The organism is Rathayibacter sp. VKM Ac-2927 (assembly GCF_022815525.1).
Classification (GTDB): domain Bacteria; phylum Actinomycetota; class Actinomycetes; order Actinomycetales; family Microbacteriaceae; genus Rathayibacter; species Rathayibacter festucae.
On the sequence record NZ_JALGRT010000004.1, the window covers coordinates 215,150 to 239,097 of the forward strand.

A 23,948-nucleotide genomic window follows, 5' to 3' on the forward strand; every position below is an offset into this window, starting at 1 on the left:
CCGCGCAGGGCGCTCCCGAGGGGCGCCGCCTCGGTAGCATCGATCCGGGTCGACGCGGGCGGACCCGTCGAGGGCCCGATGCGAGGAGGATCCGTGGCCGAGAGACCGGGAATCGACGCCGGCAGGCGCGAACGGCTCCCCGAACCCCCTCGGCTGGCCGGCACGGCGCCCGCCGAGATTGGCGGATTCGGGCGCCGCCCTGTCGCAGCGGCACGCCCCGGCGCCGCTCGAGGGGCCGCTCGAGGAGCCGCCCGATGAGCGCCGCGGAGACCGCCGCCGAGCCGTCGCTCCGCCGCCGGCGCTCCCCGCGGATCCTGCTGGTCTGCGAGGGCAACATCTGCCGGTCGCCCGCGGCCGAGCTCCTCCTCGAGTCCCTGCTCGACGGCGTGCCGGTGCGGATCGCGAGCGCGGGGCTCGGCGCCGCGCTCGATCGGCCGATGCCCGAGCCGATGCGCGCGGCGATCGCGGACTGGGGCGTCGACGCGCACGCCCTCGACGAGCACCGCGGCCGGCAGCTCACCCCCGAGCTGCTCGAGCGCTCCGATCTGGTGCTCACCATGACCCGGGAGCAGCGCACCGCGGTCGTGCGCCTCGCCCCGGCCCTCCTCTCCCGCGCCTTCACCCTCGCCGAGCTCGCCCGCCTGGCCGACGGCGCCCGCCCCGGCGACTCGACCGACCCCGGCACCCGGCTCCGCCAGCTGCTCGCCAGCGTGCAGGCCCGGCGGCCGCTCGCCCAGGCGGCCGCCGCCGCCGAGGACATCGCCGACCCCTACCGCCGGTCCCACGACTCCTACGAGCAGGCGGCCGCCGCGATCCGGGACGCGCTCGAGCGGGCCGCACCGGCGCTCCGGGCAGCGCTCACACCGGGCGACGGCGACCCAGCTTCCGCAGTCGCAGCGCCGGTCGCTCCACCCCCAGGAACACCACCGACGCCAGCGCGACGGTCGTAGCGAGCACGACGGCGGCACCGGTCACCAGCCCGATCGGGGTGTCCGGGAAGTCGACGCCGGCGCGGTCCAGGAAGAGGATCACCGGCATGTGCAGCAGGTAGATGCTGAGCGAGGTCTTGCCCAGCCAGAGCAGCACCGGGTTGTCGACGAGGTGCGAGACCCGCCAGACCGAGTGGCCGTCCTTGACCGGCAGCGCGAGCAGCAGGATCACCCCGAGCGACGCGATCGCCACGCCCGCGCTGATGAACCGCGGCACGAGCAGGTAGGCGGCCACCACCGCGACGAGCCCGACCGCGATCGCGATCCAGCCCGAGCGCCGGGCCGTGCGCAGCCCGCGCGGCCCGACCGCCTCGCGCTCGACGGCGATCCAGACGACGATCGCGACCATCCCCCAGCCGAAGCCGTCGGCCCAGACGGGCAGGCTGCGGCTGAAGACCGCGAGGGCGTTCGGTCCCCACTCCGAGGAGCCGTACTCGAGGCCCGACGCCTGCTGCCAGAGCGTGCCGGCGGTCTTCGAGACCAGGCCCACCGCGACGAGGACCGCTCCCGGTGCCGCCGCGACCGCGTAGAGCCCGAGCCGCGGAGCGACCCGGCCGAGGACCAGGACGCAGACCGCCACCAGCGGCGGCAGCAGCAGGTAGTAGGCGAGCTCGATGGTCAGCGTCCAGGCGGGCGCGATGCCGGTCTGGATCTGGGAGGGGAGGTAGGACTGCTGGAGGCTGAGGTGCAGGAGCACCCGCCACGGATCCTCGAAGCGGCCGATCGCGCTGTCGCCCGCACCGTCGCGGACGGCGTCGTAGGCGTTGGTGAGGTAGAGGGTGCCGCTGAGCCAGGCCACGACGAAGCCGACGGTCGCTCCCGGGAAGACGCGCAGCACCCGCGAGAGCGCGTAGTCGCCGAGCTTCCCGCGCATGCTCGTCCCGGCGACGACCGCCCGGGCGAACGGCCAGTAGATCAGGAAGCCGCTCAGCACGAAGAAGGAGACGACCGCCTGCGCAGTGACCTCGAGCCCCGTCCCGCGGAGGGCGCCGGGCGCCCAGTGCGAGCCGACGTGCGCGACGATGATGCAGATCGCCAGGCCGCCGCGGAAGCCGTCGAGGCCGATGACGCGCAGGGGGCGGCGGACGGGGGTCCGCTGGGTGGTGGCGGTCATGGCTGACGCTCCTGTCGGGGGGACGGCTGCGGAGTCGCGAGGGCGGCGGCGGTCCGCACTCCGGCCACCGGATCGGCGGGTGGCGGCGCGGGCGGAGCCACGCTGCAGAGCTGGGTCAGCAGCAGGCCGAAGGCGAGCGTGAGCGGGGTCATCGTGACGACCGGGAAGTCGACCTGGAAGGCGAAGAAGACCGTCCCGGCGTAGACCGCGAGGGCGAGGTCCGAGCCGGACCCCGAGCCCGCCCGCCGCGACCGCCGGACCGCGACGACCAGCACCACGAGCAGCAGCGCCACGAAGAGCAGCCCCGAGAGGATCCCCGCGCGCCAGACGATCAGCAGCGGCGTGTTGGCGACGTGGTTGAGCGAGTAGCCGTAGGCCGCGTCGGTGAACTCCCGCAGGTCCCAGCCCCGGCCGAACCACCAGTGCCCGGCCATCTGCCCCGGGTAGTTCGCCAGCGCGTCGACGCGGTCCGAGACGCCCGCGGTGCGCGAGTCGAAGGAGTCGACGAAGCGGTCGCGGAGCGCCGGCACCCAGTAGAGGCTCCCGAGCGCGAGGATCCCGCCCGCGACCGACGCGGCGCGGGCGCCCGCCGAGCGGTGCGAGACCACGAGCGTCACGGCGAGGCCGAGCACCAGCGCGCCCATCGCGCCGCGGGAGAACGTCCCGACGATCGCCGCGCCGAGCAGGACGAGCACCAGGATCCGCGGCCGGCCGCGCAGCTGCGCGCCGGCGATCCCGAAGGCGAAGAGGAAGAACAGCCCCGCGACGTTCGGGTCGACGTAGAGCCCGCTGACCCGGGTGAGCGAGGAGCCGTCCACCGTCACAGTCCGCAGGTTGCCGACCGCCGAGGTGTCGCCGTAGCCGAAGAGGGTGAGCGAGTTGAGCAGCTGCCCGCCCGGATCGAGCACCACCATGACCAGCGCGGTCGCCGCGCCGATCGCCGCGCCCGCGACGAAGGCCCGCAGCACCGTCCGCCGCATCCGCTCGTCGGCGACGAGCGCGAGGATCGTGATGCCGGCCGCGAGCGCCCAGCGGAGGTAGGTGAGCAGGGCGCCGATCCCGTCGAAGGTCACCACCATCGAGAAGGCCGAGACGATCAGGAAGGCCGTCAGCACGCCGAGCACCGCGGTGCTCTGCGGGCTGGAGCGGGGCCGCAGGCAGAGCACGGTCACGGCGAACCAGACGGCGAGCGCCAGCACGGCGTAGGTCCCGGTGCCGGGGACGGTGGCGAACGGCGCCGCGCCGAGCACCCCGCCGAGGGCGACGGCCGAGAGCGCGGGGACGCGGACGGCGAGGTGGAGCAGCAGCGGCGCGCTGCAGAGCAGGATCGCCACCGCGGTCGTCGCGACGCCGCCGCGGACGACGGCGAGCAGCAGCGCCGCCAGCGCGACGAGCGCGTAGGCGACGGCCGCGAGCACCGGCAGCGGTCGCCAGCTCATGGCGCCAGCCAGTCCTGGACCGCCCGGAGCGGGCGCTCCTGCCGCCAGTGCTCGATGTTCTGCTCGTAGACGTCGTCGCCGAGGCGGCGTGCGAGCGCGGAGTCGAGGAGGAGCCGGCGCGCCTGCTCGATGAAGCCCTCCCTGGTCTTCTCCACCGGGAGATCGAAGAGGGAGTCCAGGCTCCCCACGGCGGCGGGCGTGCCGACGACCGGCATCCCGCGCGCGACGGCATCGAGGATCTTCACCCGCACGCCTCCGCCTGTGGCGATCGAGGCGAGGATCCCGCGGCAGGAGGCGAGCGTCGCGTCGAGGTCGTCGACGAAGCCGAGCTCGCGGACCCCCTCCGTCACGGGCAGCGGCCGCTCGCCGTGCCCGATGACGAGCAGCTCGGCGCCGGGGATGCCCGCGCGGATGGCAGGCCACCACTGCAGCAGCAGGCGCACGCCCTCCTCGTTCGGCGGCCAGCGGCGGTCGCCGACGAAGGCGACCCGCGGCGCGGCGAGGTCGCGCCGGTGGCGGGACACCGGCGGGAGGGTGACGTCCAGCCAGCGCGTCCGCCGCACTCCCCGGCGCGCGAAGTCGTCCGCCTCGCCGGCGTCGTAGGTGGCGACCGCGACCGCCTCGCGCACCGCCCGCAGCTCGTCGCGGAGGATCATGCCGCTCTGCAGGCGCCCGAGGTTCCCGCGCGCCGCGCCCCAGACCAGCGACTCCGACACGACGGTGTTGATGTACAGCTTCTTCTGCACGCCGGAGCGGAAGTACGGCTCGGCGAGGTAGGTGTGGTCGGCGACGACCCGGTCGGCGTCGCTCGCGGTGATGGCGGCGCGCAGCTCGGGCAGGTCGAAGCGCTCGTGCACCAGGCTCCGCCCGCGCGCGAGCGCCCCGGCGACGAGGCGCACCGGCGACGGCGGCGACTTCTTCACGAGCGTGTTCCCGTTCCGCACGCCCGACTCGCGCGAGAGCGCGATGTAGCGGACGGGCCCGAGCTGCTGCGCGAGCGAGTAGACGAGCGAGAACATCGTCATGTCCCCGGTGCGCTCGAGCTCGGGGTCCTTGGCGACGAGGAACTCGGTGACGCCGCTCATGCGGATCCCTCCCCTGTCGCGCCCGGGACGGGAGCCGCGGCCGGCGCGACCGCCGGCGGGTCGACGGAGGCGCCGCCGACGTCCGGCGGCCCGCCCGCCCGCCGGTAGGAGTCGTGCAGGACGACGGCGAAGGCGCCGACCAGGAGCACCTCGCCGACGACGGCCGCGAGCGCCGCGGCCGTCCCGCCGGCGACGCCCGCGAGCACCGCGATCGCCAGGCACGCGGCGCGCAGCAGCAGGGCCGCCCCCGCGCCGAGGATGCGGCGCCGGTCGGCGCCCAGCACGTACAGCGCGGTGACCCACGCGTTCGAGACGGAGCGCAGACCGGCGAACGGGGCCAGCACGAGCAGCAGCACGCCGACCTGCGCGGTCCGCTGGTCCAGGAGCAGGACGCCGCCCACTCCCGCGGTCCCGAGCGCCATCACCGCGCCCAGCCCGAGAACGAGCCCGAGCGGCGGGCCGCCGTGCCGGCGCCCGCCCGCGTCCCGCAGCGACGCCGTGTACTGCTGGCCGAGCAGCTGCCCGACGATCGACGCCGCGAGCACCAGCTGCGAGGCGATCGCGTAGGCGCCGACGACCTCGTCGCCGAGCAGGAAGCCGAGGAGGAGGATGTCGCCCTGCAGGTAGAGCGCCGTGATGACCGCGTCGACGACGAGCAGCAGCTGCCCGCGCGCGCCCCGCGGCCAGCGCGGCCGGACCCCGCGGATCCCGCGGACGGCGACGACCGCGACGACGAGGTAGGGCAGGACGTAGGCGAGCATCAGCAGCTCGAGCGGGAGACCCCGCCCCGCGAGCAGCCAGAGCCCGACCGCTGCCAGGATCGAGCCGACCTGCCGGGCGGCGTCCCAGCGGGTCGGCAGCATCGGCTCGCCGTCGCGCAGCGCCCGGCTCTTGACCGCGTTGAACAGCATCTCACCGCCGGCGATCAGCAGGGCGAGCCCGGCGACGAACGACCAGGCGTAGACCATCGCGCCCAGCGCGAACAGGGCGAGGCCGAGCAGCGTGCGGGCGCTGCGCTCCGCCGCGTAGGTCGCCGCGTCCACGCGGACGCTGCGCACCAGGAAGATGTTCTCGGACGGAGCGGCGAGCACCGCCGCGGCGGCGAACGCCATCGCGTAGAGGCCGTAGTCGCCGAGGCCGACGGTCGCCACCAGGAACAGCATCCAGGCCAGCCCGGAGCCGCGGCCCAGCACCATCCAGCCGCTCGCGCCGGCGAGGGCGAGGATCCGCCGACGCCCCTGCCCCGCGGCGGCCGTCCCGGTCACGAGCGGGCGCCCTCGAGCAGCGCGGACCAGCGACGGGCGAACACCGCGAAGGCCGCCGCGCTGGTGAGCCGCTCCGCGAGGCCGGCCGAGCGCTCCGCGAGCGCGCCGATCGCCGCGTCGTCGGGCACCATGGCGTTGACCCGCTCGGCCAGCTCGCGCACGCCGCCCTCGACCACCTCGGCCTCGTCGCTGAGACCCGGGTGGCCGAGGGCGATGATCGGCGTCCGGTAGGCGAGAGCGCGCGCGACGACGCTCGACGCGACGTGGATCGTGGGACCGTAGGCGCCGCGCCGGCCGTAGGGCAGCACGATCGCGCGGACGCCGGCGAAGAAGCGGTCCTCGTCCTCGCCCTCCACGCCGCCCAGCACCCGCACGCCCGGCACCGGCTCCAGCGCCTCGGTGCCGCGCCCCGCCACCACGATCTCGATGGCCGGATCGACCGCGGCGCGGAGCGCGGCGAGCTGGTCGAAGCCCTTGCCGCGGTAGACGTACCCGAACAGCCCGATCGCGAGCGGGCGCTCCGCCGCCGGGGCGACGGCCGGCTTGACCGGGGCGGGCAGGAAGGCGACGTCGACGTCGCGGACGCGCAGCTCCTCCTCGATCGCCGCCGCCCCCGACGCGGTGAGGGCGAAGAGCGAGACGCCGCGCAGCACGCGCCGCTCGAGCAGGCGGTGCAGCCGCATCAGCGGGAAGTGGATCGCGTGGGTCGCGAAGTGGCTGCGGCCGACGAGCGCGGTGCGGAACGGCGTCCAGACCGCGAGCGGAGCGTCGTGCAGCGTGGCGGTGACGACGCTCGCCCGCGCGCGCACCCGACGGCTCGCGAGCAGCCAGAACGGCACGATCACGCCGCCGCTGTGCTCGGTGTGCACGATCACCGGACCGGTGGCCGTCGCGATCGCCCGCAGGACCTCGCGGCGGGCCCGTCGGACCTCGGCCACGCCGTCCGCCCCGGCCCCGCCGTGCCGCACCTCGACGACCGCGCCGGCCACCTCGCGGGCCCGGGCGATGAGGTCGTCGGCGTAGTCGCTCACTCCGCTGGAGCCGGTGCGCGGGGCGACGTAGACGAGGGTGACGTCCGACCAGCCCTCGGCGCCCTCGTACTCGCGGATCATCGCCGCCCTCTCGTGCATCAGTAGAACAGCCGTCGGAAGCGGGTCGAGTAGGCGAGCGAGGAGGTGCGCTGCCCGCGGACGACGGCGGGCACGCCCGCGACGATCGTCATCGCCTCCACGTCCGTGCGCACCAGCGAGCACGCACCGACGACGGCGCCGCGGCCGATCGAGACCCCCGCGACCACGGTCGTGCGCGAGGCCAGCCAGGCGTGGTCGCCGATGGTCACCGGCTCCTCGACGGCCTCGAAGGTGTCGGACTGCGGCAGGTGGTACGCGGTGATGATGTGGGTGTCGCTCGCGATCGCGACGTCGTCGCCGATCGTGATCCCGCCCCGCGCGTCGAAGAAGCAGCGGAAGCCGATCGAGCAGTTCTCGCCGATCACCAGGCGGTCGATGTCGAGGATCGACGTGCCGCGGCCGATCGAGGTGCCCGCGCCGATCCTCGCGCCCCACAGCCGCAGCACGCCCAGGCGTACGAGGTGGGAGGGGACGTGCGTGGCGACGATGTTGAAGGCGGCGATCCCGAGCTGCCGCCAGGCGCGGCCGGCGATCCCGGTCACGAGGGCATCAGCTCCCGCTTCGAATCGTCCGCACTGGCCGCGGGCTCCTCCGGGCGGACCTGCGCGATCGCCTCGACGTAGGCGCGGCTCTCGTAGCCGTAGGCGCGGCCGCGGTCGTCGGTCGCGGCGAGCAGATTCACCACGACGCCCACGAGCGGGGCGTGCACGCGCTGCAGGGCGTCCTTCGCGTTGGTGAGCTGCGGCCGCTTGACGAGCGCCGAGCCGACGACGAAGAGCACCGCGTCGGCCGCCCGCGCGAGCACGAGCGAGTCGGCGACGGGGAGCACGGGCGGGGCGTCGAGGACCACGTAGTCGGCCTCGGCGTGCAGCTCTTGCAGGATGCGGTCGAAGGTCGGCGAGGCGAGCAGCTCCGCCGGGTTCGGCGGGGTGCGGCCGGACGCGAGCACGCGGAGCGAGCCGCTCTCGCCGACCGGCTGGAGGAGGTCCTTCGCGGCGGCCCGGCCCAGCAGCGCGTCGGTGAGGCCGACGCCGGTCTCGAGCCCCAGCCGCTCCGACAGCCGCGACACCCGCAGGTCCGCGTCGACGAGGATCACGGACTTCCCGGCCGCGGCGAGGCTCGCGGCGAGGCTGAGCGAGATCGTCGACTTCCCCTCCCCGGGGATCGAGGAGGTGACCAGGATGATCCGCCGCGGCGACCCGCCGATGTCGACGAAGGTGAGGTTGGTGCGCAGCGCCCGGATCGCCTCGCCGAAGGAGGAGCGCAGCGCCGCCTCCTCGATCAGCGGGACGGTGCCGAGATTCCGGGTCCGCGGGATCGTCCCGAGCAGCGGCACGCCGAGCAGCGCCTCCGCCTGGGCCGCCTGCCGCACCCGCTGGTCGAGTGCGTTCAGGAGGAGAGCCAGCCCGACGCCGAGCAGGATCCCGGCGAGCCCGCCCGCGATGAGGACGAGCGGGATCGACGGCCACGACGGCGCCGCGGGCGGTGCGGCCTCCTCCAGCGGCGTGACCGTGACGACGGGGTCGCGTCCGGCGAGCGGCCGCTCGAGCGTCTCGGTGATCGTCGAGGAGAGCGAGGACGCGACCGCGTTCACGAGGTCGGCGGCCTCCTCGGCCGACCCGGACTCCGCTGAGAGGTTGATGATCAGGCTGTCGAGCTCGACCGTGGAGGACACCCGCGTCGCCAGCTCCGCGGAGGTGGTCTGCAGCCCGAGGTCCTCGATGACCGCGTCGAGCACGATCGGCAGCGTCGCCACCGCGGCGTAGGACTCCACGCGGCTCTGCGTGTAGGTGGACCCCTGCAGCAGATCGGTCGCGGAGCCCGAGGCCTGGTTCGAGACGAACAGCCGCGCGGTCGCGGTGTACTGCGGCGCCGTGAGCAGCAGCGCCCCGCAGCCGGTCAGCAGGCCGACGGCGAGCACGCTCACCACGAGCGCCCAGTAGCGCTGCCAGATCTGCACGAGTTCTCGGAGGTTCATGGGGCTTCTCTCGTCGTGTCCCGGAGCACCGCGTCAGCCCTCGAGAGCGGCGCGGACGCGCTCGGAGACGATCGGTGCGATGGCGGTGGCGTAGTCGTCGGTGATGTGCTGCTCGTCCGCCCGGACGAGGGTGCCGCCGGCGAACGCCGGGCACAGGTCGGCGCTGGCGCAGAACAGGTCGCGGGTCTCCACCAGCCGGGCGGAGGGGGACGCCGCCACGGCCTCGGTGACGGCGTCGAGCTGCGAGAACCAGGTCTCGCTGACCGGCGCCGCGCAGTCGGACGGCGAGGCGACGCGGGTGTAGCAGGTCGCCACCGCCTGGCCCCGGGGCGGCGTCATCAGCACGACGGTCCGGGCGTCGCCGACCTCGGCGAGGCTCCGCTCGAGGCCCTCGGTCCAGCGCGCCTGCGCGGTCGAGCGGTCCTCCGGGATCAGCTGGAGCATCTCGACCTCGGCGTCCGAGACGATCACGGCGGCGGGCCGGAGCGCCGCGATGCGCTCCAGCGTCCAGCGGCGGTGGTCGTCGCAGGTCGCGGGGAAGCCGGGGGCCGGGTCGGCGGTGACGGTCCCGGTGACCGGCAGGTCGGCGAACGGGCAGAGCGCTCCCGTCAGCAGCCGCACCCGGTACCCCTGCTCGTTGAGCGAGCCCGCGAGCGCGGGAACCCAGGCGAGGGCGACGGAGTCGCCGACGACGACGGCGGTCCTCGGGAGCGACGCGTCGCCGATCACGCAGTCGTCCTCGTTCGCCGCGTCCACCGTGATGCAGGTCCGGGCGAGGGCGCCGCCGAAGGCCGCGTCCCCCGCGTCGATCGCCTCCGCGACCGGCTCCGGCCAGGAGACCGCCGACGAGGCGGCACCGAGCGCGGCGGTGACCTGATCGAGCCCGTCGAGCCCCTCGGGCACGGCCGGCGCGGCGCCCGGCTCGACGGCCGTCGACGCGGAGACCCCGGCGACGGCGACGCTGTCGCGCGGGAGCACGAGCACGACGGCGGTCGTCACGAGCGCCGCGGCGGCGAGGCCGAGCGCGACCCAGCGGGGCCAGCCCTCGCTCCCGCGCCGGTCGGTGCGGCGGGCCCGCGGCTCGAGCCATCGGCTGCGGCGCACGGGCTCCTCGATGCCGTAGTGGCTCGCGGTGGCGAGGACGAGGGCGAGCGGGATCGCTCCGGCGAGGTACCAGGGCGAGTCGTGGCCGACGAGCGCGGCGAGGAAGACGAAGACCGGCCAGTGCCAGAGGTAGAGCGAGTAGGAGATCCGCCCGAGGAACCGCGAGACCGGGTTGCTCAAGAGGACGACGTGGGAGGGTCCGCCCTCTCCGGCGACGATGATCGCCGCGGTCGCCAGGGTCGGGAGCAGCGCCGCGACGCCCGGGTACGGGGTCTGCGGAGTGAGCACGAACGACGCGGTGACGAGCACCGCGACGCCCAGCCAGCCGAGCACCGGGCGCAGCCGGTCCGGGATCCGGCGCCAGTGCGCCGCCCCGAGGAACAGGAGGGCCCCGAGGGCGAGCTCCCACGCGCGGGTCAGCGTCGAGAGGTAGGCGACCCCCGGCGACAGCTCGGACTCCACGACGCCCCAGGCGAAGGAGGCCGCCGCGACGACGGCGACCAGCGCGACGACCGCGCGCGACGACGGCGGCCAGACCCGCTGATCCGCCGGCCCGCGCCGGCGCCGGGCGACCGCGCGCGCGATCCCGAAGCCGACCAGGACCAGCAGCGGCCAGACGAGGTAGAACTGCTCCTCGACCGCCAGCGACCAGTAGTGCAGCAGCGGCGACTGCGGCGCCCAGGTGGCGAAGTAGTCGGTGCCGTTGAGGACGAAGTTCCAGTTCGCGCTGACCAGCGCCGCCCAGACCCCGTCCACGAGGATCGACTCCGCCCGGGCCCGGCCGAAGACCAGGAAGCCGGCCAGCACCGTCACCGCGATGACGACCGCGGCGGCCGGGGCGAGCCGGCGGAACCGGCGGACGTAGAACGTCGGCAGCGAGATCCGGCGCGAGCGGGTGTACTCCTTCACCAGGAGCCCCGTGATCAGGAATCCGGAGAGCACGAAGAACGCGTCGAGGGCGACGAAGCCGCCGATCGGAACCTCCGCGAAGTGCGTCAGGAGGATCAGCACGACGGCGAGCGCGCGGAGTCCCTCGAGGTCCGCGCGGTAGCTCGAGCCACCCGGCGAACGCGGCGCGGTGAAGGGTCTGGACACCGTGCACCTCGCGTTCTCGATGGGGTCGGGAAGGCATTCACGGCGCGCCGATACGACCGACGGAATGTCCTGTTTCTCGCTGTCGACGACGACTCGGCATCACTGTAGTGCGACGCCTTCTTCACGCCTACCATCGCATTCGCCCGGTATGTCCTCTCGAAGAGCGAAGAGGAGCGATCGGTGAATCCGCGGAGCAGACGGGTGACCATGACACGCCATTCCGACGACGAGCAGTCCGACCGGAGAGAACCTCTCGAGCGGGTGACGGTGCTCCATGTCTGCGAGCGCTTCGGCGGCGGTCTCGCCGACGCGATCTCGAGCTTCGCCGCGGCCGATGCGGGGATCCGCCACGTCCTGCTCTACGCCGCCAGTCCGGAGGTTCCGCTGCCGGTCTCGGCGCACGCGCTCTTCGACGAGGTCCTCGAGCTGCCGGCCGGCCACCTCGCCCGCGTGCTCGCCGTGAGGAGCGCAATTCGCCGCACCCGCGCCTCGATCGTGCACTCGCACTCCGCATTCGCGGGTCTCTATGCGCGCCTGGCCGTCTCGCGGCACGGCACGGCCCAAGTGCATTCGCCGCACTGCTTCCCCTTCGAGCGGGCGGATCGCGGGCCGTCGGCGCTCCGTGCGTTCCACCTGATCGAGTGGGTCCTGGCGCGCAACACCAGCCTCTTCGTGACCTGCTCCGAGAACGAGCTGCGCCGCGCGCGAGCGCTCGGCGGCGCCCCCGCCACCTGGGTGGTGAACTGCGCCAACGGCGTCCCGGCCCAGTTCATTCGCGACAACATCAGTGATTCCCCACCGGGATCAGAAGATATCGGGCATGATTCCGCACGCATCGTCGGAGTGGGCCGAATAGCCCCGCAGAAGGGCCCGGACATCTTCGCGAAGACCGCGAGGACTATCGCCGGACAAGGAGTTCTGGCGCGATTCCACTGGGTCGGTCGCGGAAACTCGGACGACCTCACGAATGATCTCGAGGAATCGGGTGTCGAGGTGACCGGCTGGCTCTCCAAGGAGAGCGGTCTCTCCGTTCTCGCGGGCGCGAGCGTCTATCTGCACACGGCCCGCTGGGAGGGCTTCCCGGTGTCCCTGCTCGAAGCCGTGGCGCTCGGCGTGCCGGTCGTCGTCCTCCGCCGGCCGTACGCCGAGTCGCTCCCCGAGGAGCTGCTCGCGGAGGAGCACGAGCTCGCCGACCGGATCGCCCGCCTCCTCGGGGACGCCGACCTGCGCCGGAGGAACGTCGCCCTGGCCCGCGACGCCCTCTGCTCGCACGTCCCAGGCCGCCAGCGGGAGCAGCTGCAGGACGCCTACCTCTCCCTGACGGCGTCGAAGGCGCGGCCGCGCACCGCGCCGGAGCCGGTCCCCGCCCTGCGCTTCCCCGCCGAGAAGGCCTCCTGACCCGTCGACTTGCGACGTCCTGAGCCCCGATCGGGGGCCGCCCTCTCCCCGGAGAGCGGACCTCGATACGCCCGCGGAGCGGGCTACTCGATCAGCATGAAGCGCAGGCGCCCGCCCCCCATGCTGGTCGAGAAGCCCCGCAGGGGCGTATCGAGACCCACCGCCGCCAACAGCCCAGGCCTGCAGCCCCGCGCGCCGCGCAGCCGACCCGGGGTCGTCCGCTTCAGTGCGCCGCGTCGTACGCGGCCTGCACGTCCGAGGGCACACGGCCGGAGCGCGGGACCTCGTAGCCGTGCCGCCGCGCCCAGTGCCGGATCGCGGCGAGCATCTCGGGACTCTTCCGCCCGGCGCTCGCGGCGATCGGCGTCACCCGGGAGCGGGCCGGCGCCTCGGACAGCGGCCGGGCCGCGTCCACGAACGGCGCGAGCGCGCGGTGCAGGTGCCCGATGTTGGCCGCCGACAGGTCGATCTCGTACGCGTCGTCCCCGACGGAGAAGGACACCGTCCCGCCGCGCCCGGCGGCGATGGGCGCACCGGTGAGATCGTCCACGAGCACGACCTGGGAGACCACGGATCCGACCACCTTTCACAGGAGGAGCAGTGCGGCCGATCGGACGCACGCGCACGTCCATGGAACCAGATGCGGGCGCGCCTCGGTGCCCGGCGCGGTCCGACGACGGGACGGCGGCCGGCGAGAGCGACGTCGAAACCTCTTGAGAACAGCCTCCGATCAGCACCTTCAGCGGCGTCCTGTGCGATTCGCCCCCGCCGCGGCCGGGTCGTCACGGTGCCCTCAGAAGCAGCGGTCGGGGCGAGTAGTGGCCGGGACGCGCGAAGTCAACTAAGTTGACTTCACTGCTCGACCACCCTGAAGGAGGACGCATGTCCACGACCGCCCCACTCACCGCCCAGAGCTCGATCGGGGAATGGCTGAACCACCCCGAGGGCTCCGCGCTCATCCGCGACGTGCTCGGCGGCGCCGCCGGCGGCTTCGACGAGGCGAAGCTGGCGCCGGTGCGCTCCCTGCCGCTGCAGCAGCTGGTCGCGCTGAGTCAGGGGCAGCTCCCGCAGAGCGTCGTCGACGACCTGGTGCTGCGGGCGAACGGCGGCGTCATGCCCGAGGCCGCGGAGAGCACGGGCTGGCGCGAGAGCGTCACCCCCGGGCGCTTCGCAGGGAGGACCGTGATCGTCACCGGCGCGGCGTCCGGCATCGGCCGCGCGACCGCCTCCCGGATCGCCCGCGAAGGAGGCCGCGTCGTCGCCGTCGACATCTCGGACGAGCGGCTCCAGGAGTTCGCGGCCTCGCTGCCCGAGGCCGAGATCGTGCCCGTCGCCGGCGACATCACGAAGCAGGACGCCATCGACGCCATCGTCGCAGCGGCCGGTGAGCGGATCGACGGCCTCGCCAACATCGCCGGCATCAACGACGACTTCTCCCCCGCCCACGAGACCTCGGACGCGGTGTGGGACCGGGTGATCGCCATCAACCTCACCGGCGGCTTCAAGCTCTCCCGAGCCGTGCTCCCCGCGATGCTCGCGGCCGCGGCCGGATCGATCGTCAACGTCGCCTCCGAGGCGGGGCTGCGCGGCAACGCGTCCGGCAACGCCTACACGGTCTCCAAGCACGGCGTCGTCGGGCTCACCAGGAGCGCCGCGTTCATGTACGCGGGCAGCGGGATCCGCGTGAACGCCGTCGCGCCCGGCGGCGTCGCCACCGGCATCCCGTTCCCGCCGAACGTCTCCGAGACCGGCAGTGCCCGGCTCGCCCCGTTCCAGAGCGCGATCCCCTCCGTCGCCTCCGCGGAGCAGCTGGCGGCGTCGATCACCTTCCTGCTCAGCGACGACGGCGTGAACATCAACGGGGCGATCCTGCCCAGCGACGGCGGCTGGTCCGTGCAGTAGTCAGGCGGACGCCGGCGGGCCGGACCGGTCCGCCGGAGTGAGCAGGCCCTGCAGTGCGTCGCCGTAGCGCTCGACGATCTGCTCGTGGTCGGTGGCGAGGAGCACCTCGTCGCCGACCACCCACATCGAGTGCAGCAGTCCGCCGACGAGCGCCGCGGCCAGGCGGGCGCGCAGGTCCGCATCCGGCCCCGTCATGCGGGCCCGCAGCGGAGCCACGAACGCCTCCTCGTGCACGGCGTGCAGCCGGGCGCCGATCGCCGGCTCGCTCCCGCCGCGCACCAGCGCGAGGAAGACGGCCTGCGTGTCGCGCTCGTCCGCGAGCAGGGAGGCGACGAAGCTGCGCCCGAAGTCCCGCAGCGGCACGTCCAGCTCCGGGCGGTCCTGGATGCTCACCTGCATCACCTCGAGGAACAGAGCCTCCTTCGACCCGAACCGGCGGACGACGACGGCGGGATCCACCTGCGCCTCCGCCGCGATCTCGCGGACGGTGACCCGCGAGTAGCCGCGCTCCCGGAACAGCCGCTCCCCCGCCGCGCGGATGCTCGCGCTGAGGGCGGCAGGAGAACGGCGAGGCACGGTGCTCGATCGTACCCGCGAGGTGCCGGACGAGGCGCGCCGAGCAGTTCGTCGACTCCGCGTGACGGGGGCGGTCACGGCTCGGTTCAGCGCTGCCGGCGGGCGCATCCGGCCTACCCTGCCGACATGGCCCTGCATCTGCGACAGATCGTGCTCGACGCCGAGAACGCGCGAGAGCTCGCCGCGTTCTACCTCGCCCTGCTGGACGGCGAGTACCGACCCGGGGACGAGCCGGCCGCAGACGGCTCCGACGACGACGCCGAGTGGGTCGCGATCCGCACCTCCGAAGGGGTCGGCATCACGGTGCAGCGGGTGGACGAGCTGCCCCGGGTGACCTGGCCGGACGGGCCGGTGCGCCAGCAGCTGCACCTCGACTTCACCGTCACGGATGCGGAGGAGCTCGAGCGGCAACGTGCGCGAGCGGTCGCCCTGGGCGCCACGGTCATCGACGATCAGAGCGCAGATCCGGAGGAGGCGCTGTACGTCCTCGCCGATCCGGCCGGTCACCCGTTCTGCATCTTCGTCGCAGACGACGGAACAGCACAGCCGAGCAGTCCGTGACCCGCCGGGCCATCGACTCCCTCGCCACCTCGTCGGAGCGGCCGGCGAGGAAACCCTCTGCGGCCGGCGGTGTCGCACCGAGCGATCATCAGCGGAACACTCCTCAGCGGTCGACCTCGCCGCCCGGCGGCTCGTGCCGATCAGCGCCCCTGCTTCTCCGGAGTCAGCTGCCCGTGAGCTGCGACACCCGGCCTCGGGACACGCCGAGGATCGCCGCGGAATCCGTCACGGAGTAACCGGCTTCACGCAGTCGTCGCGCTGCGGCACGCGAGCGAACCGCAGCGGCGACGGACGCCTGAGCCGCCTGCTCGGTCGCGCGTCGCGCTTCGATGATCTCGGCGCCGAGCGGACCGATCTCCGGAACGACGGTCACGTCCCATCCGCTGTGGTCGACGCTCGGATCGACGGTGTCGAGATAGTCGCGCACCTGCTGCACGGCCTTGTCGAGCGCGCTGACCTGGGTCACGGTCTCGCCGTCGATCCACAGCTCCCAGCCGTGCTCCCAGTGATGGGCCGTGACCGTGATGCTCATCGCTCGTCCTCCTTCGCCGCCTCGATCGCGTTCAACGCCTTGCGCACGAGTCCCGGCGAGACGTCCCGAGTCTGCGTGAGGACCACATGATGCCTGCCGTTGCACGACCACACCTCGTGGTCACCCTTCCCCTCTCGGGAAGTGAAGCCCGCAGCCCGCAACAGCGCCACCAGCTCCCTGTACCGCATCGGCTTGACCACGACCATAATTTACCCGGGCTCAACCGGCAACGGCGAGCCCGGATGGATGAGCGCGAGCGGTCACCCCGTCGGGCACGATCCGTCCCGTCGGCACGCCGCCGGTCCCCGGCGTCTCGAGCGGAGGGGGCGGCTCGGATGCCGGCGGAGGGTGGGGAGGAGACCGACGCCCAGGGGGAGATGGGTCTCCTTGGAAGAGACGCCCGCAGACATGCTGGTCGAGTAGCCCCGCAGGGGCGTATCGAGACCCACCACCGCCTGGACGTCTGCCTCTTCCCGCCCTGCGCCGGCGCCGAAGGCGCCCCCAGGGCCGCGCGTCGGCTCCGGGCGCCCGGGCAGGTGGGACGCCGCTGACCCGACGTCGCCCGAAGTGCTCAGTGTCGCCTCAGCGCGCCAGCAGCCCGAACGACCCGATGACGACCGGCACCACCGCGACGGCCAGCAGGAGGTAGGACAGCACGAGCCCCACCGTCGACTCGCGGCGAGGGCCCTCGCGTCGTCGCGCCACGTGACCGACGACGACGCCGGCCAGCGGGAGGACGTACTGCAGCGTCGTCGCGATCCCGATCACCAGGGGATCGCCCCGCCACAGGCGAGCCACCGCCAGGTATCCGATCGCGTACGACACGACGGCGAGAACGCCCAGCACGAGCGACGCCCGCGTCCACCCGCGTCCGGTCCGCCGTGCAGTGCCCGTCTCCTTCATCACACTCATGCCTCCACTGTACGAAGCGACCCTCGCGTTCCGTGGGCTCGGACCCGCACGAGGGCGGGGCGGAGGACGCGGATCCCGCCTCAGCGGAGCGGTCGGCGGTACGGGGTCGCGACGCGGAGCATCAGCGCTCCCGCGAAGGCGAGGAAGGCGGCGCCGATCAGCCCGAAGCCCGGCGGGTCGTCCGCCGAGGTGTGACCGCCGTTGATCATCGGGGTGAAGGCGGAGTCGATCAGCGCACTCGACGCCAGCACCGCGACGAGCGCGAGGCCCGCGGTGCCGAGGCGTCGCCCCGCTGCGACGGCGGCGACGATCACGACGAGCGCGAGCAGCACCTCCACGAACCACACCCAGTACGGCAGGAGCCACGCCGGCGACGGCGCCTCGTACTGCAGGAAGTCGCACGCCGCGCTCTCGAACCCCTCGGACCAGCAGGGCGCCCAGAAGTTCGCCGCGCCGATCCCCTGCACCGCCGCATGGCCCATCAGCAGGACACCGACCGCCACCGCGAGCACGGCCAGCAGGATCGACCGCCGCCGCTGGGACAGGACGGGCACGGCTCTCGTCATCGCCACGGTCGGGAGAGTAGAGCCGCTGGGTGAACAGCGGGCGGACTCCCCTCCACCGGACGGGGAGATCGGGCAGCGACCGGGGAGTCGAGGTGGCGCTCGATCGCGGGGTCAGAGTCGGGGTGGCGTCGCCCGCGATCGAGCCGGGGGTCACCGGGGCGAGGGAGACCGCAGCGGCCTCACCCGGAGGTGAGGCCGTCAGGACGAGGACGCCTCAGCTCCGATGCGAAGAAGCCGGTGATCCGGTCGAGCGCCTCGAGGACCACGGCCCGATCGCGCCCGGCGAGGAGATCGTGGTCCGAGCCGACGAAGACGTGGTGCTCCGTGCGCACGCCACCGCTCCGGAGCCGCGCGGCGAGCTCGGCGCCCTCGGGGGCGAGCGTGTCGTCCCCTCCGGTCAGCACGAGCGTCGGCGGCATCGCCGCAGGCAGCGCGAGGTCGCGGGACGGCGACGCGAGAGGCTCCTGCTGGCGCGGGACGTCCGGGAAGTACGCCCAGCCGACGAAACGCTGGACGAACGGGCTGATCGCCGGACGACGGACGCCCGACGTCCGGTCCGTCCGGATCACGTCCGTCACCGGGACGACGAGCGCGACGGCCAGCGGAGCCGGCAGCGACGCCGCGTGCAGCTGCTGGCAGATGTTGATCGCGAGCTTCGCCCCGGCGCTGACGCCGCCGAGCAGGAGCCGGTCCCCGGACCATCCGGCGCCGGTCTCCGCCTGGAGCCAGCGGGCGATGTCGCAGGCTTCCTCCTCGGCGACCGGATACTGCACGCGCGGCCCGGTGTCGTAGTCCGGCAGCACCACGACGGCACCGAGCCGATCGGCCATCGCCCGCGCGATGTGCAGGTCCTGCTCGGGGTAGCGGTTGACGAAGCCGCCGCCGTGCAGCTGCAGCACGACCGGAGCGTCCGGGTCGTCGACGGCGGGACGCTGCACCACCGCGCGGACGACGCCGTGCCGGGTCGGGATCCGCAGGCCGGTCGGGGCGGGCAGTCGGGTGCTCGGCTCCGGGAGACCGCGGGGCGATCCGACGCGGGCCCGCGACCCGATCTGCGCGAGGGCCCAGAACAGCGGGCTGAGGGGACGGCGGACGGTCACGCCTCCACCGTAGAGCGGCCGCGGGGGTGGCGCCCGCACGACGGACGCTCGTCGAGCGGGAGGGCTGACGCGACGGCGCGTCCGGTTCACCTCCGGCTCGCGGAATCCCCTCCGGCTCGTCGTTCCAGGCGTTTCCAGCGAGCCCGAGCACACTCCACGAGCCGGAGGGCGCCCGACAGCTGATGCGGCGGCGGTCTGAGTCCTACGGCGCCCAACGCGACCATCAGGTGATCGAGCACTGACGCGGCCGATCCCCGTTCGGGACCGCGCGGCGCTACTGTTCGGGCATGATCTCCCCCGAGCACTTCCTGGCGTTCGCGCTCGCGTCGGTGGCCCTGATCGTGATCCCCGGGCCGAGCGTCCTCTTCACGATCAGCCGGTCGATCGCCTACGGCCGCCGGGCGGGGGTGCTGAGCCTGCTCGGGAACGCGCTCGGGATCATGCCGGCCGTCTTCGCCGTGGCATTCGGCGTGGGTGCCGTCGTCGCGGCGTCGGTCGTCGCCTTCACCGTCCTCAAGCTCGCGGGAGCCGTCTACCTGGTGTGGCTCGGCGTGCAGGCGATCCGCCACCGCCACGCGCACGCCGGCGCCTCGACCACTGCCCCGGCGTCGTCGTGGACCCTCCTGCGTCAGGGCTTCGTCGTCGGCCTGACGAACCCCAAGACGGTCGCCTTCTTCGTCGCCGTCCTCCCCCAGTTCGTGGACCCGGCCGCCGGCCCCGTCTGGGCGCAGCTCCTGCTGCTCGGCTTCACCTTCCAGGCCCTCGCGCTGATCTGCGACAGCGTCTGGGCGCTGGCCGCGGGCACCGCGCGCTCGTGGTTCGCGTCGTCCCCGAAGCGGATGTCGACCCTCACCGGCACCGGCGGCGTGATGATGATCGGCCTCGGCGGCACGCTCGCGCTGACCGGGTCCAAGAGCTGATCGGGTCCGCGGGCTGACCGGCGAGATCCCGGGCAGCACGAAGGCCCGCTCCCGGATCCGGGGGCGGGCCTTCGTGGTCGGGATCGTCCCGGGAAGCTACACGCCGCGGCTGGCCCAGACGGCGACGCCGAGTCCGTCGTACTCGACGAGGTTGCCGTCGTTCTGCATGACGAGGCGGTAGGGCTCGCCGGTCGCACTCGGCTTCGGCATGTTGGACCAGTAGCCCTGGCCCTCGCCGGAGCCGGGGGCGTAGACGACGAGGTAGCCGATGTCCAGGCCGACGATGCTGCCGGGGATCGAGGTGCCGGTCGACCAGTCGGCGCCGCGGGCGCCGTAGACGACGAAGTTGCCGTCGCGCTGCATCACGGCCCGCCAGGCGCCGTTCGCCGAGGTCAGCTGCTCGTTGCTCAGCAGGAGGTAGTTGTTCTGCAGCGTGTCGCGGCGGAGCTGTCCGGAGCTGCTCCAGAGCGGACCCCGATCGCTGGCACCGATGACGAGGTTCCCGTCGCCGCCGAGGTACATGGTGGCGCCGGGGTTGCCGTCGGTTCCGGAGGACCACTTCACCGAGCCGTCGGTGCCGTAGATCACGGCGTTGCCGTCGGTCTGCATCACGAGGCGGTTGCCGGCGCCGCTGGTGCCGGTGAACCACAGCGGGGTGCTGCCCGTGTAGACGACGAAGTTGCCGTCGGCCTGCATGATCGCGCGGCTCGGCCCGGCGGTCAGCTGCTGGCCGGCGGCGAGGGTCTGCCCGGACTCGAGCGTGAGGACGTCGGGCGCGGCGATGCGGCCGTTGACGAAGCTCGCCCAGGCGGGGGTGCCGGTGGCGCGGTAGACGACGAGGTTGCCGTCGTCCTGCATCCGGAGGGTGGAGCCGGGGTCGTTCGTCCCGGTGAACCAGACGGGACGGCCGGTGGCGTCGTAGATGACGACGTTGCCGTCGGCCTGCATGATCAGGCGGTCGCCGCGGCCCTGGGTGGCGGACTGCCAGACGACGCCGTAGGTGGCCAAGACGACCGCGTTCCCGTCGTCCTGGAACACGAAGCGGAAGGTGCCGTCGGGGGAGACGAGCGACTGGCCCCTGGTGAGCTGCTGCCCGGCGGTGAGCACGGATCCCTCGGCCGCGGCCACGGCGGCGGCCGTGATCGCGTGCGGCGCGCTCGCGGCGAAGGCCGGAGCCGCGCCGGCGAAGAGGCTGCCGGTCAGCGCCAGGGCGGCGAGTCCGGAGACGAGGGGACGGGAGAGGGAAGGCGTCATCGCGATGCTCTTTCGGCTGGTGGTGAGTGGTGAGAGACGGGCGATCAAGCGCGGTGCGCGGGGTCGCAGCACATCTGACCGATGTCTATCAGCGCGGTGCCCGGGTGCACATCCGTCGTCCGGGGGGCGCCGATCTCGGTTGCATCACGACCGCGGGGCGGGGGGCGACCGCCCTTCCCAGCAGTGCCTGCTCGCCGGTCCGCAACGCCGCTTTAGTCTCACCGGGATGCGACAGCCCTCCGGCGACAGCGGACGGAGTCGTAGGGTTCCCGCCATGGAGCAGCCCCCTCCCACCACCGCCCGGCGGACCTGTATCAAGCCGGGAAGCCGCTTCGCGACACGGCGGTGGGAGAGAATGCTGCGGCCGATCTTCATGCTGGTCGAGTAGCCCCGCAGGGGCGTATCAAGACCCACCGTCCCCAGCAGGGCGGGTGCGGACTCGTCCTCACGATGCAGGTGGATCTCCATACGCCCGCTGCGCGGGCTGCTCGATCAGCAGAGTGTCTCCCCACACCGGACGCTGCTCGGCGCGCGTGGTGGGGGCGGGGCCGGGCCCGGCCCCGCCCCGTGGAATCGGGCGACGCGTCCGGTCATCTGCGGGGTACGGGACCGGAGGGCGGATTCCACCCCTCGAGCGGCGCGTGCGCGCTGCGCTCGAGAGTCGAGGGAGACGGGGGCCGGGTCTCGCGATCACCGGCAAGCTTCGCGCACGGCCGCGATCGTGTCCAGGGGGCGGCCGCTCGCAGGCATCGCGGGCGCGGCAGCCCGGCGCCTAGGCTCGCGGAATGGCGAAGCGGAGGATGCCGGCTCGCGCGCAGGCGATGCTCCTCCGCCACCCCTGGACGCTGGCGGTGCTCAGCGGCGTGTTCGTGGCGATGATCGTCGTGCTCGCCGCGGACGTGGGCTGGGCCCCCGCCGCGATCGTCGGCGGGGGCCGCCGGCACGCTCCGCTGTGGCTGGTGGCGGGGATCGGGCTGCCGTTCTTCGGCACCGGAGTCGTCGTGGGAGTCGTCAAGCAGGTGCAGTTCATGCGGCGGCGGCGGCGCGCGCCCGTGTCGCCGAGCCCGGAGGTCGAGCGGCTGCGTCGGGAGGGCCCCGGCTGGCTGAGCCGCCGGGAGGACGAGGCGCGTGAGCGGGAGGAGTCCGCGGTCGTCTCGCGGGAAGCGGTCGGCCGGCGCGCAGGGCGAGCAGCCCGACGGAGGGGGCCGTCGTGAGCAGTAGGCGGCCGGCGCCTGATCGCGCAGCCTGCGGTCGTGACTCTCGTGGAGCGGCAAGGCGCCGTCCGGCTCCTGAACCGCGCGGAACGCGCGCGCCCCGTCGCTGATCGAGCAGGCCGCATCGTGGGCGCATCGAGATCCACCGTCTACCGGAGTCGAGTCTCGATACGCCCTCCGGGCTACTCGACCAGCATGGGGTCGCGTCCATGCTGACCGCGCAGCCCACGAAGCGGGCACTGCATGCTGATCGAGTAGCCCGCATCGCGGGCGTATCGAGATCCACCGTCGTCAGAACGGCGCGGGCACGTCGACGAAGCGGGGCCCGGGTGGCGGGTCGGGCGGGCGGCCGGGGAGCGGTGGCGGCCGGTTGCTGATCCGCCGGCCGGTGGGGCTCGTCCAGACGATCGTCCCGCTGGAGTCGACCGGGTCGTAGCTCCACTGCTCTCCGTGCCGGACGTGGTGGTGGGAGGTACAGAGCATGACGAGGTTCTCGAGACAGGTCTCGCCGCCGTTGCGCCACTCGAGCGTGTGGTCGGCCTCGCTGGTCGCGGCGGAGCGGGTGCAGCCGGGGAAGCGGCAGGTCTGATCCCGCAGCTGCAGGTGGAGGCGCATTCGGGCGGGCGGGAGGCGCTGGGTGCGTCCGACCGAGACGACGACACCGGTGTCCGGATCGGTGAGGACCCGGGTGAAGGAGGCCGCGGTGCGGATGAGCTCGCGCGCGATCGGTGCGGGGACGGGGCCGTAGCCGTCGAGGTCCGCGGGCGCCTCGTCGAGGCCGACCGCTGTGGATGCGGCGAGCGTCAGCCGCACCTCGGCGCGGACGCCGGGGACGAAGGTCGGATCCGGCCGGTGCTCGGCGTTCGGCGTGGTCCCGGCGATGTCGCCGTCGCAGAGCAGGTCGATCGCGGCGTCGGCGCTGGGCTGCTGCAGGGTGCGGGGGTCGCCCCCGTCGCGGAGCGTGCGGGCGATGCGGCGCAGCCGTTCGTGCGCGCCCACCACCGCGGGTGCCGGGCCGTGGATGCAGAGCGTGGCCATTCCGTCGATGTCGGGCGTGACCCAGGCGGCGCGGTCCTCGCGGGCGCGGGCGTGCCGCTGGGCGAGGGGATCCTCGTGCAGCTCCTCCCGCCAGCGGCGCAGGGCGCGGCGCAGCTGCGTGAGCGTCATCGACGGTGCCGCTTCGGCGGCACGCTCGTCGAGAGCGGCGCGGGAGGATTCGGGGAGACTGCCGGCGGTCGCGCAGATCGCCTCACCTTCCTCCCAGTGCAGGCGCGCCTGCGCGAGCAGTTCCCGCGTGAGCGGCAGGTGCTCCATCAGCAGCTGCGCGTTCTCGAGACGGCGCGCGATCACCTGCTCCGGCAGGCCCTCGGCGACGGCGAGCTCCGCGCGGATGGAGCGCTCGACGAGATCGCGGGTCTCACCGGGGGTCGCGCCGCGGGCGAAGACATCCTGGTGGGCGAGGGCCGTTCGGTGGAAGTCGTAGAGGGTCTCGGCCTCGACGAGGCGGCGCTGGGCCGCGGCGCGGGCGTTCTCGGCGGCGTGGCCGCTGAGTGCGCGCAGGTGCGCGAGCACCTCTTCCGTCGATTCGAACTCCGTCATACGAGTATTGGATCAGGGACCTCCGACACTGGAGCCGGCTCGTGGGGGCAGCGGGACGATCGGGGGCTGAACCGGGGCTGTGGAGGAGGCACTGCGTCGGCGGGGCGGGTCTCGATACGCCCTTCGGGCTCCTCGACCGGCACGCAGCGCCCTGCGGCCACCTCTACTGGCACGCAGCGCCCTGCGAGCTCCTCGACCCGGTCGGCGCCCCGTGA

General features: G+C 73.7%; 23 protein-coding genes. 6 read left to right on the forward strand and 17 right to left on the reverse strand.

All coding sequences use genetic code 11. The annotated features are described in order from the left end of the window. Positions 1 to 254: 254 nt before the first annotated feature. Positions 255 to 950 carry a low molecular weight phosphatase family protein gene (locus MT353_RS21640; RefSeq protein ID WP_279400753.1) on the forward strand — a complete coding sequence of 232 codons (696 nt, stop codon included), beginning with the start codon at positions 255 to 257 and terminating at the stop codon, positions 948 to 950. Here MT353_RS21640 and MT353_RS13740 read toward each other — a convergent pair. From MT353_RS13740 to MT353_RS13775, 8 genes are read right to left on the reverse strand one after another with little or no spacing between them, the layout of a single operon-like run. Beyond that, the gene (locus MT353_RS13740) at positions 859 to 2,103 is read right to left on the reverse strand and encodes an acyltransferase (RefSeq protein ID WP_243624836.1); all 1,245 of its coding nucleotides are present in this window, start codon (positions 2,101 to 2,103) and stop codon (positions 859 to 861) included. The genes MT353_RS21640 and MT353_RS13740 overlap by 92 nt on opposite strands. Further along, the gene (locus MT353_RS13745; protein ID WP_243624837.1) at positions 2,100 to 3,542 is read right to left on the reverse strand and encodes a hypothetical protein; all 1,443 of its coding nucleotides are present in this window, start codon (positions 3,540 to 3,542) and stop codon (positions 2,100 to 2,102) included. Before MT353_RS13745 ends, MT353_RS13740 begins: the two co-directional genes overlap by 4 nt. Continuing rightward, positions 3,539 to 4,627, reverse strand: a complete 1,089-nt coding sequence (locus tag MT353_RS13750) for a glycosyltransferase family 4 protein (protein WP_243624838.1) — start codon at positions 4,625 to 4,627, stop codon at positions 3,539 to 3,541. The genes MT353_RS13745 and MT353_RS13750 overlap by 4 nt, the downstream gene beginning before the upstream one ends. Further along, positions 4,624 to 5,892, reverse strand: a complete 1,269-nt coding sequence (locus tag MT353_RS13755; RefSeq protein ID WP_243624839.1) for a hypothetical protein — start codon at positions 5,890 to 5,892, stop codon at positions 4,624 to 4,626. Before MT353_RS13755 ends, MT353_RS13750 begins: the two co-directional genes overlap by 4 nt. Further along, positions 5,889 to 7,004, reverse strand: a complete 1,116-nt coding sequence (locus MT353_RS13760) for a hypothetical protein (RefSeq protein WP_243624840.1) — start codon at positions 7,002 to 7,004, stop codon at positions 5,889 to 5,891. Before MT353_RS13760 ends, MT353_RS13755 begins: the two co-directional genes overlap by 4 nt. Positions 7,005 to 7,021: 17 nt before the next feature. After that, positions 7,022 to 7,564 carry a DapH/DapD/GlmU-related protein gene (locus tag MT353_RS13765; protein ID WP_243599533.1) on the reverse strand — a complete coding sequence of 181 codons (543 nt, stop codon included), beginning with the start codon at positions 7,562 to 7,564 and terminating at the stop codon, positions 7,022 to 7,024. Then, on the reverse strand, positions 7,561 to 9,000 hold the full coding sequence (locus MT353_RS13770) for a polysaccharide biosynthesis tyrosine autokinase (protein ID WP_243624841.1): 1,440 nt from the start codon (positions 8,998 to 9,000) through the stop codon (positions 7,561 to 7,563). The genes MT353_RS13765 and MT353_RS13770 overlap by 4 nt, the downstream gene beginning before the upstream one ends. Positions 9,001 to 9,033: 33 nt before the next feature. Next, positions 9,034 to 11,199, reverse strand: a complete 2,166-nt coding sequence (locus tag MT353_RS13775) for an acyltransferase family protein (protein ID WP_243624842.1) — start codon at positions 11,197 to 11,199, stop codon at positions 9,034 to 9,036. Between the two features lie 207 nt (positions 11,200 to 11,406). Between MT353_RS13775 and MT353_RS13780 the strand changes: the two genes are divergently transcribed. Further along, on the forward strand, positions 11,407 to 12,597 hold the full coding sequence (locus tag MT353_RS13780) for a glycosyltransferase (RefSeq protein ID WP_243624843.1): 1,191 nt from the start codon (positions 11,407 to 11,409) through the stop codon (positions 12,595 to 12,597). A 223-nt stretch (positions 12,598 to 12,820) separates the two neighbouring features. On the opposite strand, the gene MT353_RS13785 is transcribed toward MT353_RS13780, so the two are convergent. Continuing rightward, a complete protein-coding gene (locus MT353_RS13785; RefSeq protein WP_308197524.1) occupies positions 12,821 to 13,168 on the reverse strand; it encodes an Lsr2 family protein in 348 nt (115 codons plus the stop codon). A gap of 311 nt (positions 13,169 to 13,479) precedes the next feature. Between MT353_RS13785 and MT353_RS13790 the strand changes: the two genes are divergently transcribed. Further along, positions 13,480 to 14,499 carry an SDR family NAD(P)-dependent oxidoreductase gene (locus MT353_RS13790; protein WP_243624844.1) on the forward strand — a complete coding sequence of 340 codons (1,020 nt, stop codon included), beginning with the start codon at positions 13,480 to 13,482 and terminating at the stop codon, positions 14,497 to 14,499. On the opposite strand, the gene MT353_RS13795 is transcribed toward MT353_RS13790, so the two are convergent. After that, complete coding sequence (locus tag MT353_RS13795) at positions 14,500 to 15,075, reverse strand: TetR/AcrR family transcriptional regulator (RefSeq protein WP_243615747.1); 576 nt, start codon at positions 15,073 to 15,075, stop codon at positions 14,500 to 14,502. It abuts the gene before it with no gap. 126 nt (positions 15,076 to 15,201) lie between these two features. On the opposite strand from MT353_RS13795, the gene MT353_RS13800 reads away from it, so the two are divergent. Further along, on the forward strand, positions 15,202 to 15,636 hold the full coding sequence (locus MT353_RS13800; protein WP_243615748.1) for a VOC family protein: 435 nt from the start codon (positions 15,202 to 15,204) through the stop codon (positions 15,634 to 15,636). Between the two features lie 163 nt (positions 15,637 to 15,799). On the opposite strand, the gene MT353_RS13805 is transcribed toward MT353_RS13800, so the two are convergent. From MT353_RS13805 to MT353_RS13825, 5 genes are all read right to left on the reverse strand, one after another. Next, positions 15,800 to 16,168, reverse strand: coding sequence for an antitoxin HicB (locus MT353_RS13805; protein ID WP_243615749.1), 369 nt, complete (start codon positions 16,166 to 16,168; stop codon positions 15,800 to 15,802). Then, positions 16,165 to 16,368 carry a type II toxin-antitoxin system HicA family toxin gene (locus MT353_RS13810; RefSeq protein ID WP_243599525.1) on the reverse strand — a complete coding sequence of 68 codons (204 nt, stop codon included), beginning with the start codon at positions 16,366 to 16,368 and terminating at the stop codon, positions 16,165 to 16,167. Before MT353_RS13810 ends, MT353_RS13805 begins: the two co-directional genes overlap by 4 nt. A 382-nt stretch (positions 16,369 to 16,750) precedes the next feature. Continuing rightward, positions 16,751 to 17,080 carry a hypothetical protein gene (locus MT353_RS13815; protein WP_243615750.1) on the reverse strand — a complete coding sequence of 110 codons (330 nt, stop codon included), beginning with the start codon at positions 17,078 to 17,080 and terminating at the stop codon, positions 16,751 to 16,753. A gap of 80 nt (positions 17,081 to 17,160) precedes the next feature. After that, complete coding sequence (locus MT353_RS13820) at positions 17,161 to 17,652, reverse strand: hypothetical protein (protein WP_243624845.1); 492 nt, start codon at positions 17,650 to 17,652, stop codon at positions 17,161 to 17,163. A gap of 173 nt (positions 17,653 to 17,825) precedes the next feature. Then, positions 17,826 to 18,746, reverse strand: a complete 921-nt coding sequence (locus MT353_RS13825) for an alpha/beta hydrolase (protein WP_243624846.1) — start codon at positions 18,744 to 18,746, stop codon at positions 17,826 to 17,828. A 287-nt stretch (positions 18,747 to 19,033) separates the two neighbouring features. Here MT353_RS13825 and MT353_RS13830 point away from each other — a divergent pair, with 287 nt between their 5' ends. Then, positions 19,034 to 19,666 (forward strand): LysE family translocator, encoded by a 633-nt coding sequence (locus MT353_RS13830; RefSeq protein ID WP_243624847.1) that lies wholly within the window; start codon positions 19,034 to 19,036, stop codon positions 19,664 to 19,666. Positions 19,667 to 19,762: 96 nt separating this feature from the next. Here MT353_RS13830 and MT353_RS13835 read toward each other — a convergent pair whose 3' ends face one another. Beyond that, on the reverse strand, positions 19,763 to 20,920 hold the full coding sequence (locus MT353_RS13835) for a hypothetical protein (protein ID WP_243624848.1): 1,158 nt from the start codon (positions 20,918 to 20,920) through the stop codon (positions 19,763 to 19,765). A 785-nt stretch (positions 20,921 to 21,705) separates the two neighbouring features. Between MT353_RS13835 and MT353_RS13840 the strand changes: the two genes are divergently transcribed. After that, positions 21,706 to 22,134 carry a hypothetical protein gene (locus MT353_RS13840; RefSeq protein ID WP_243624849.1) on the forward strand — a complete coding sequence of 143 codons (429 nt, stop codon included), beginning with the start codon at positions 21,706 to 21,708 and terminating at the stop codon, positions 22,132 to 22,134. Positions 22,135 to 22,425: 291 nt separating this feature from the next. Here MT353_RS13840 and MT353_RS13845 read toward each other — a convergent pair whose 3' ends face one another. After that, positions 22,426 to 23,733 carry an HNH endonuclease signature motif containing protein gene (locus MT353_RS13845; RefSeq protein ID WP_243624850.1) on the reverse strand — a complete coding sequence of 436 codons (1,308 nt, stop codon included), beginning with the start codon at positions 23,731 to 23,733 and terminating at the stop codon, positions 22,426 to 22,428. Positions 23,734 to 23,948 lie beyond the last annotated feature (215 nt).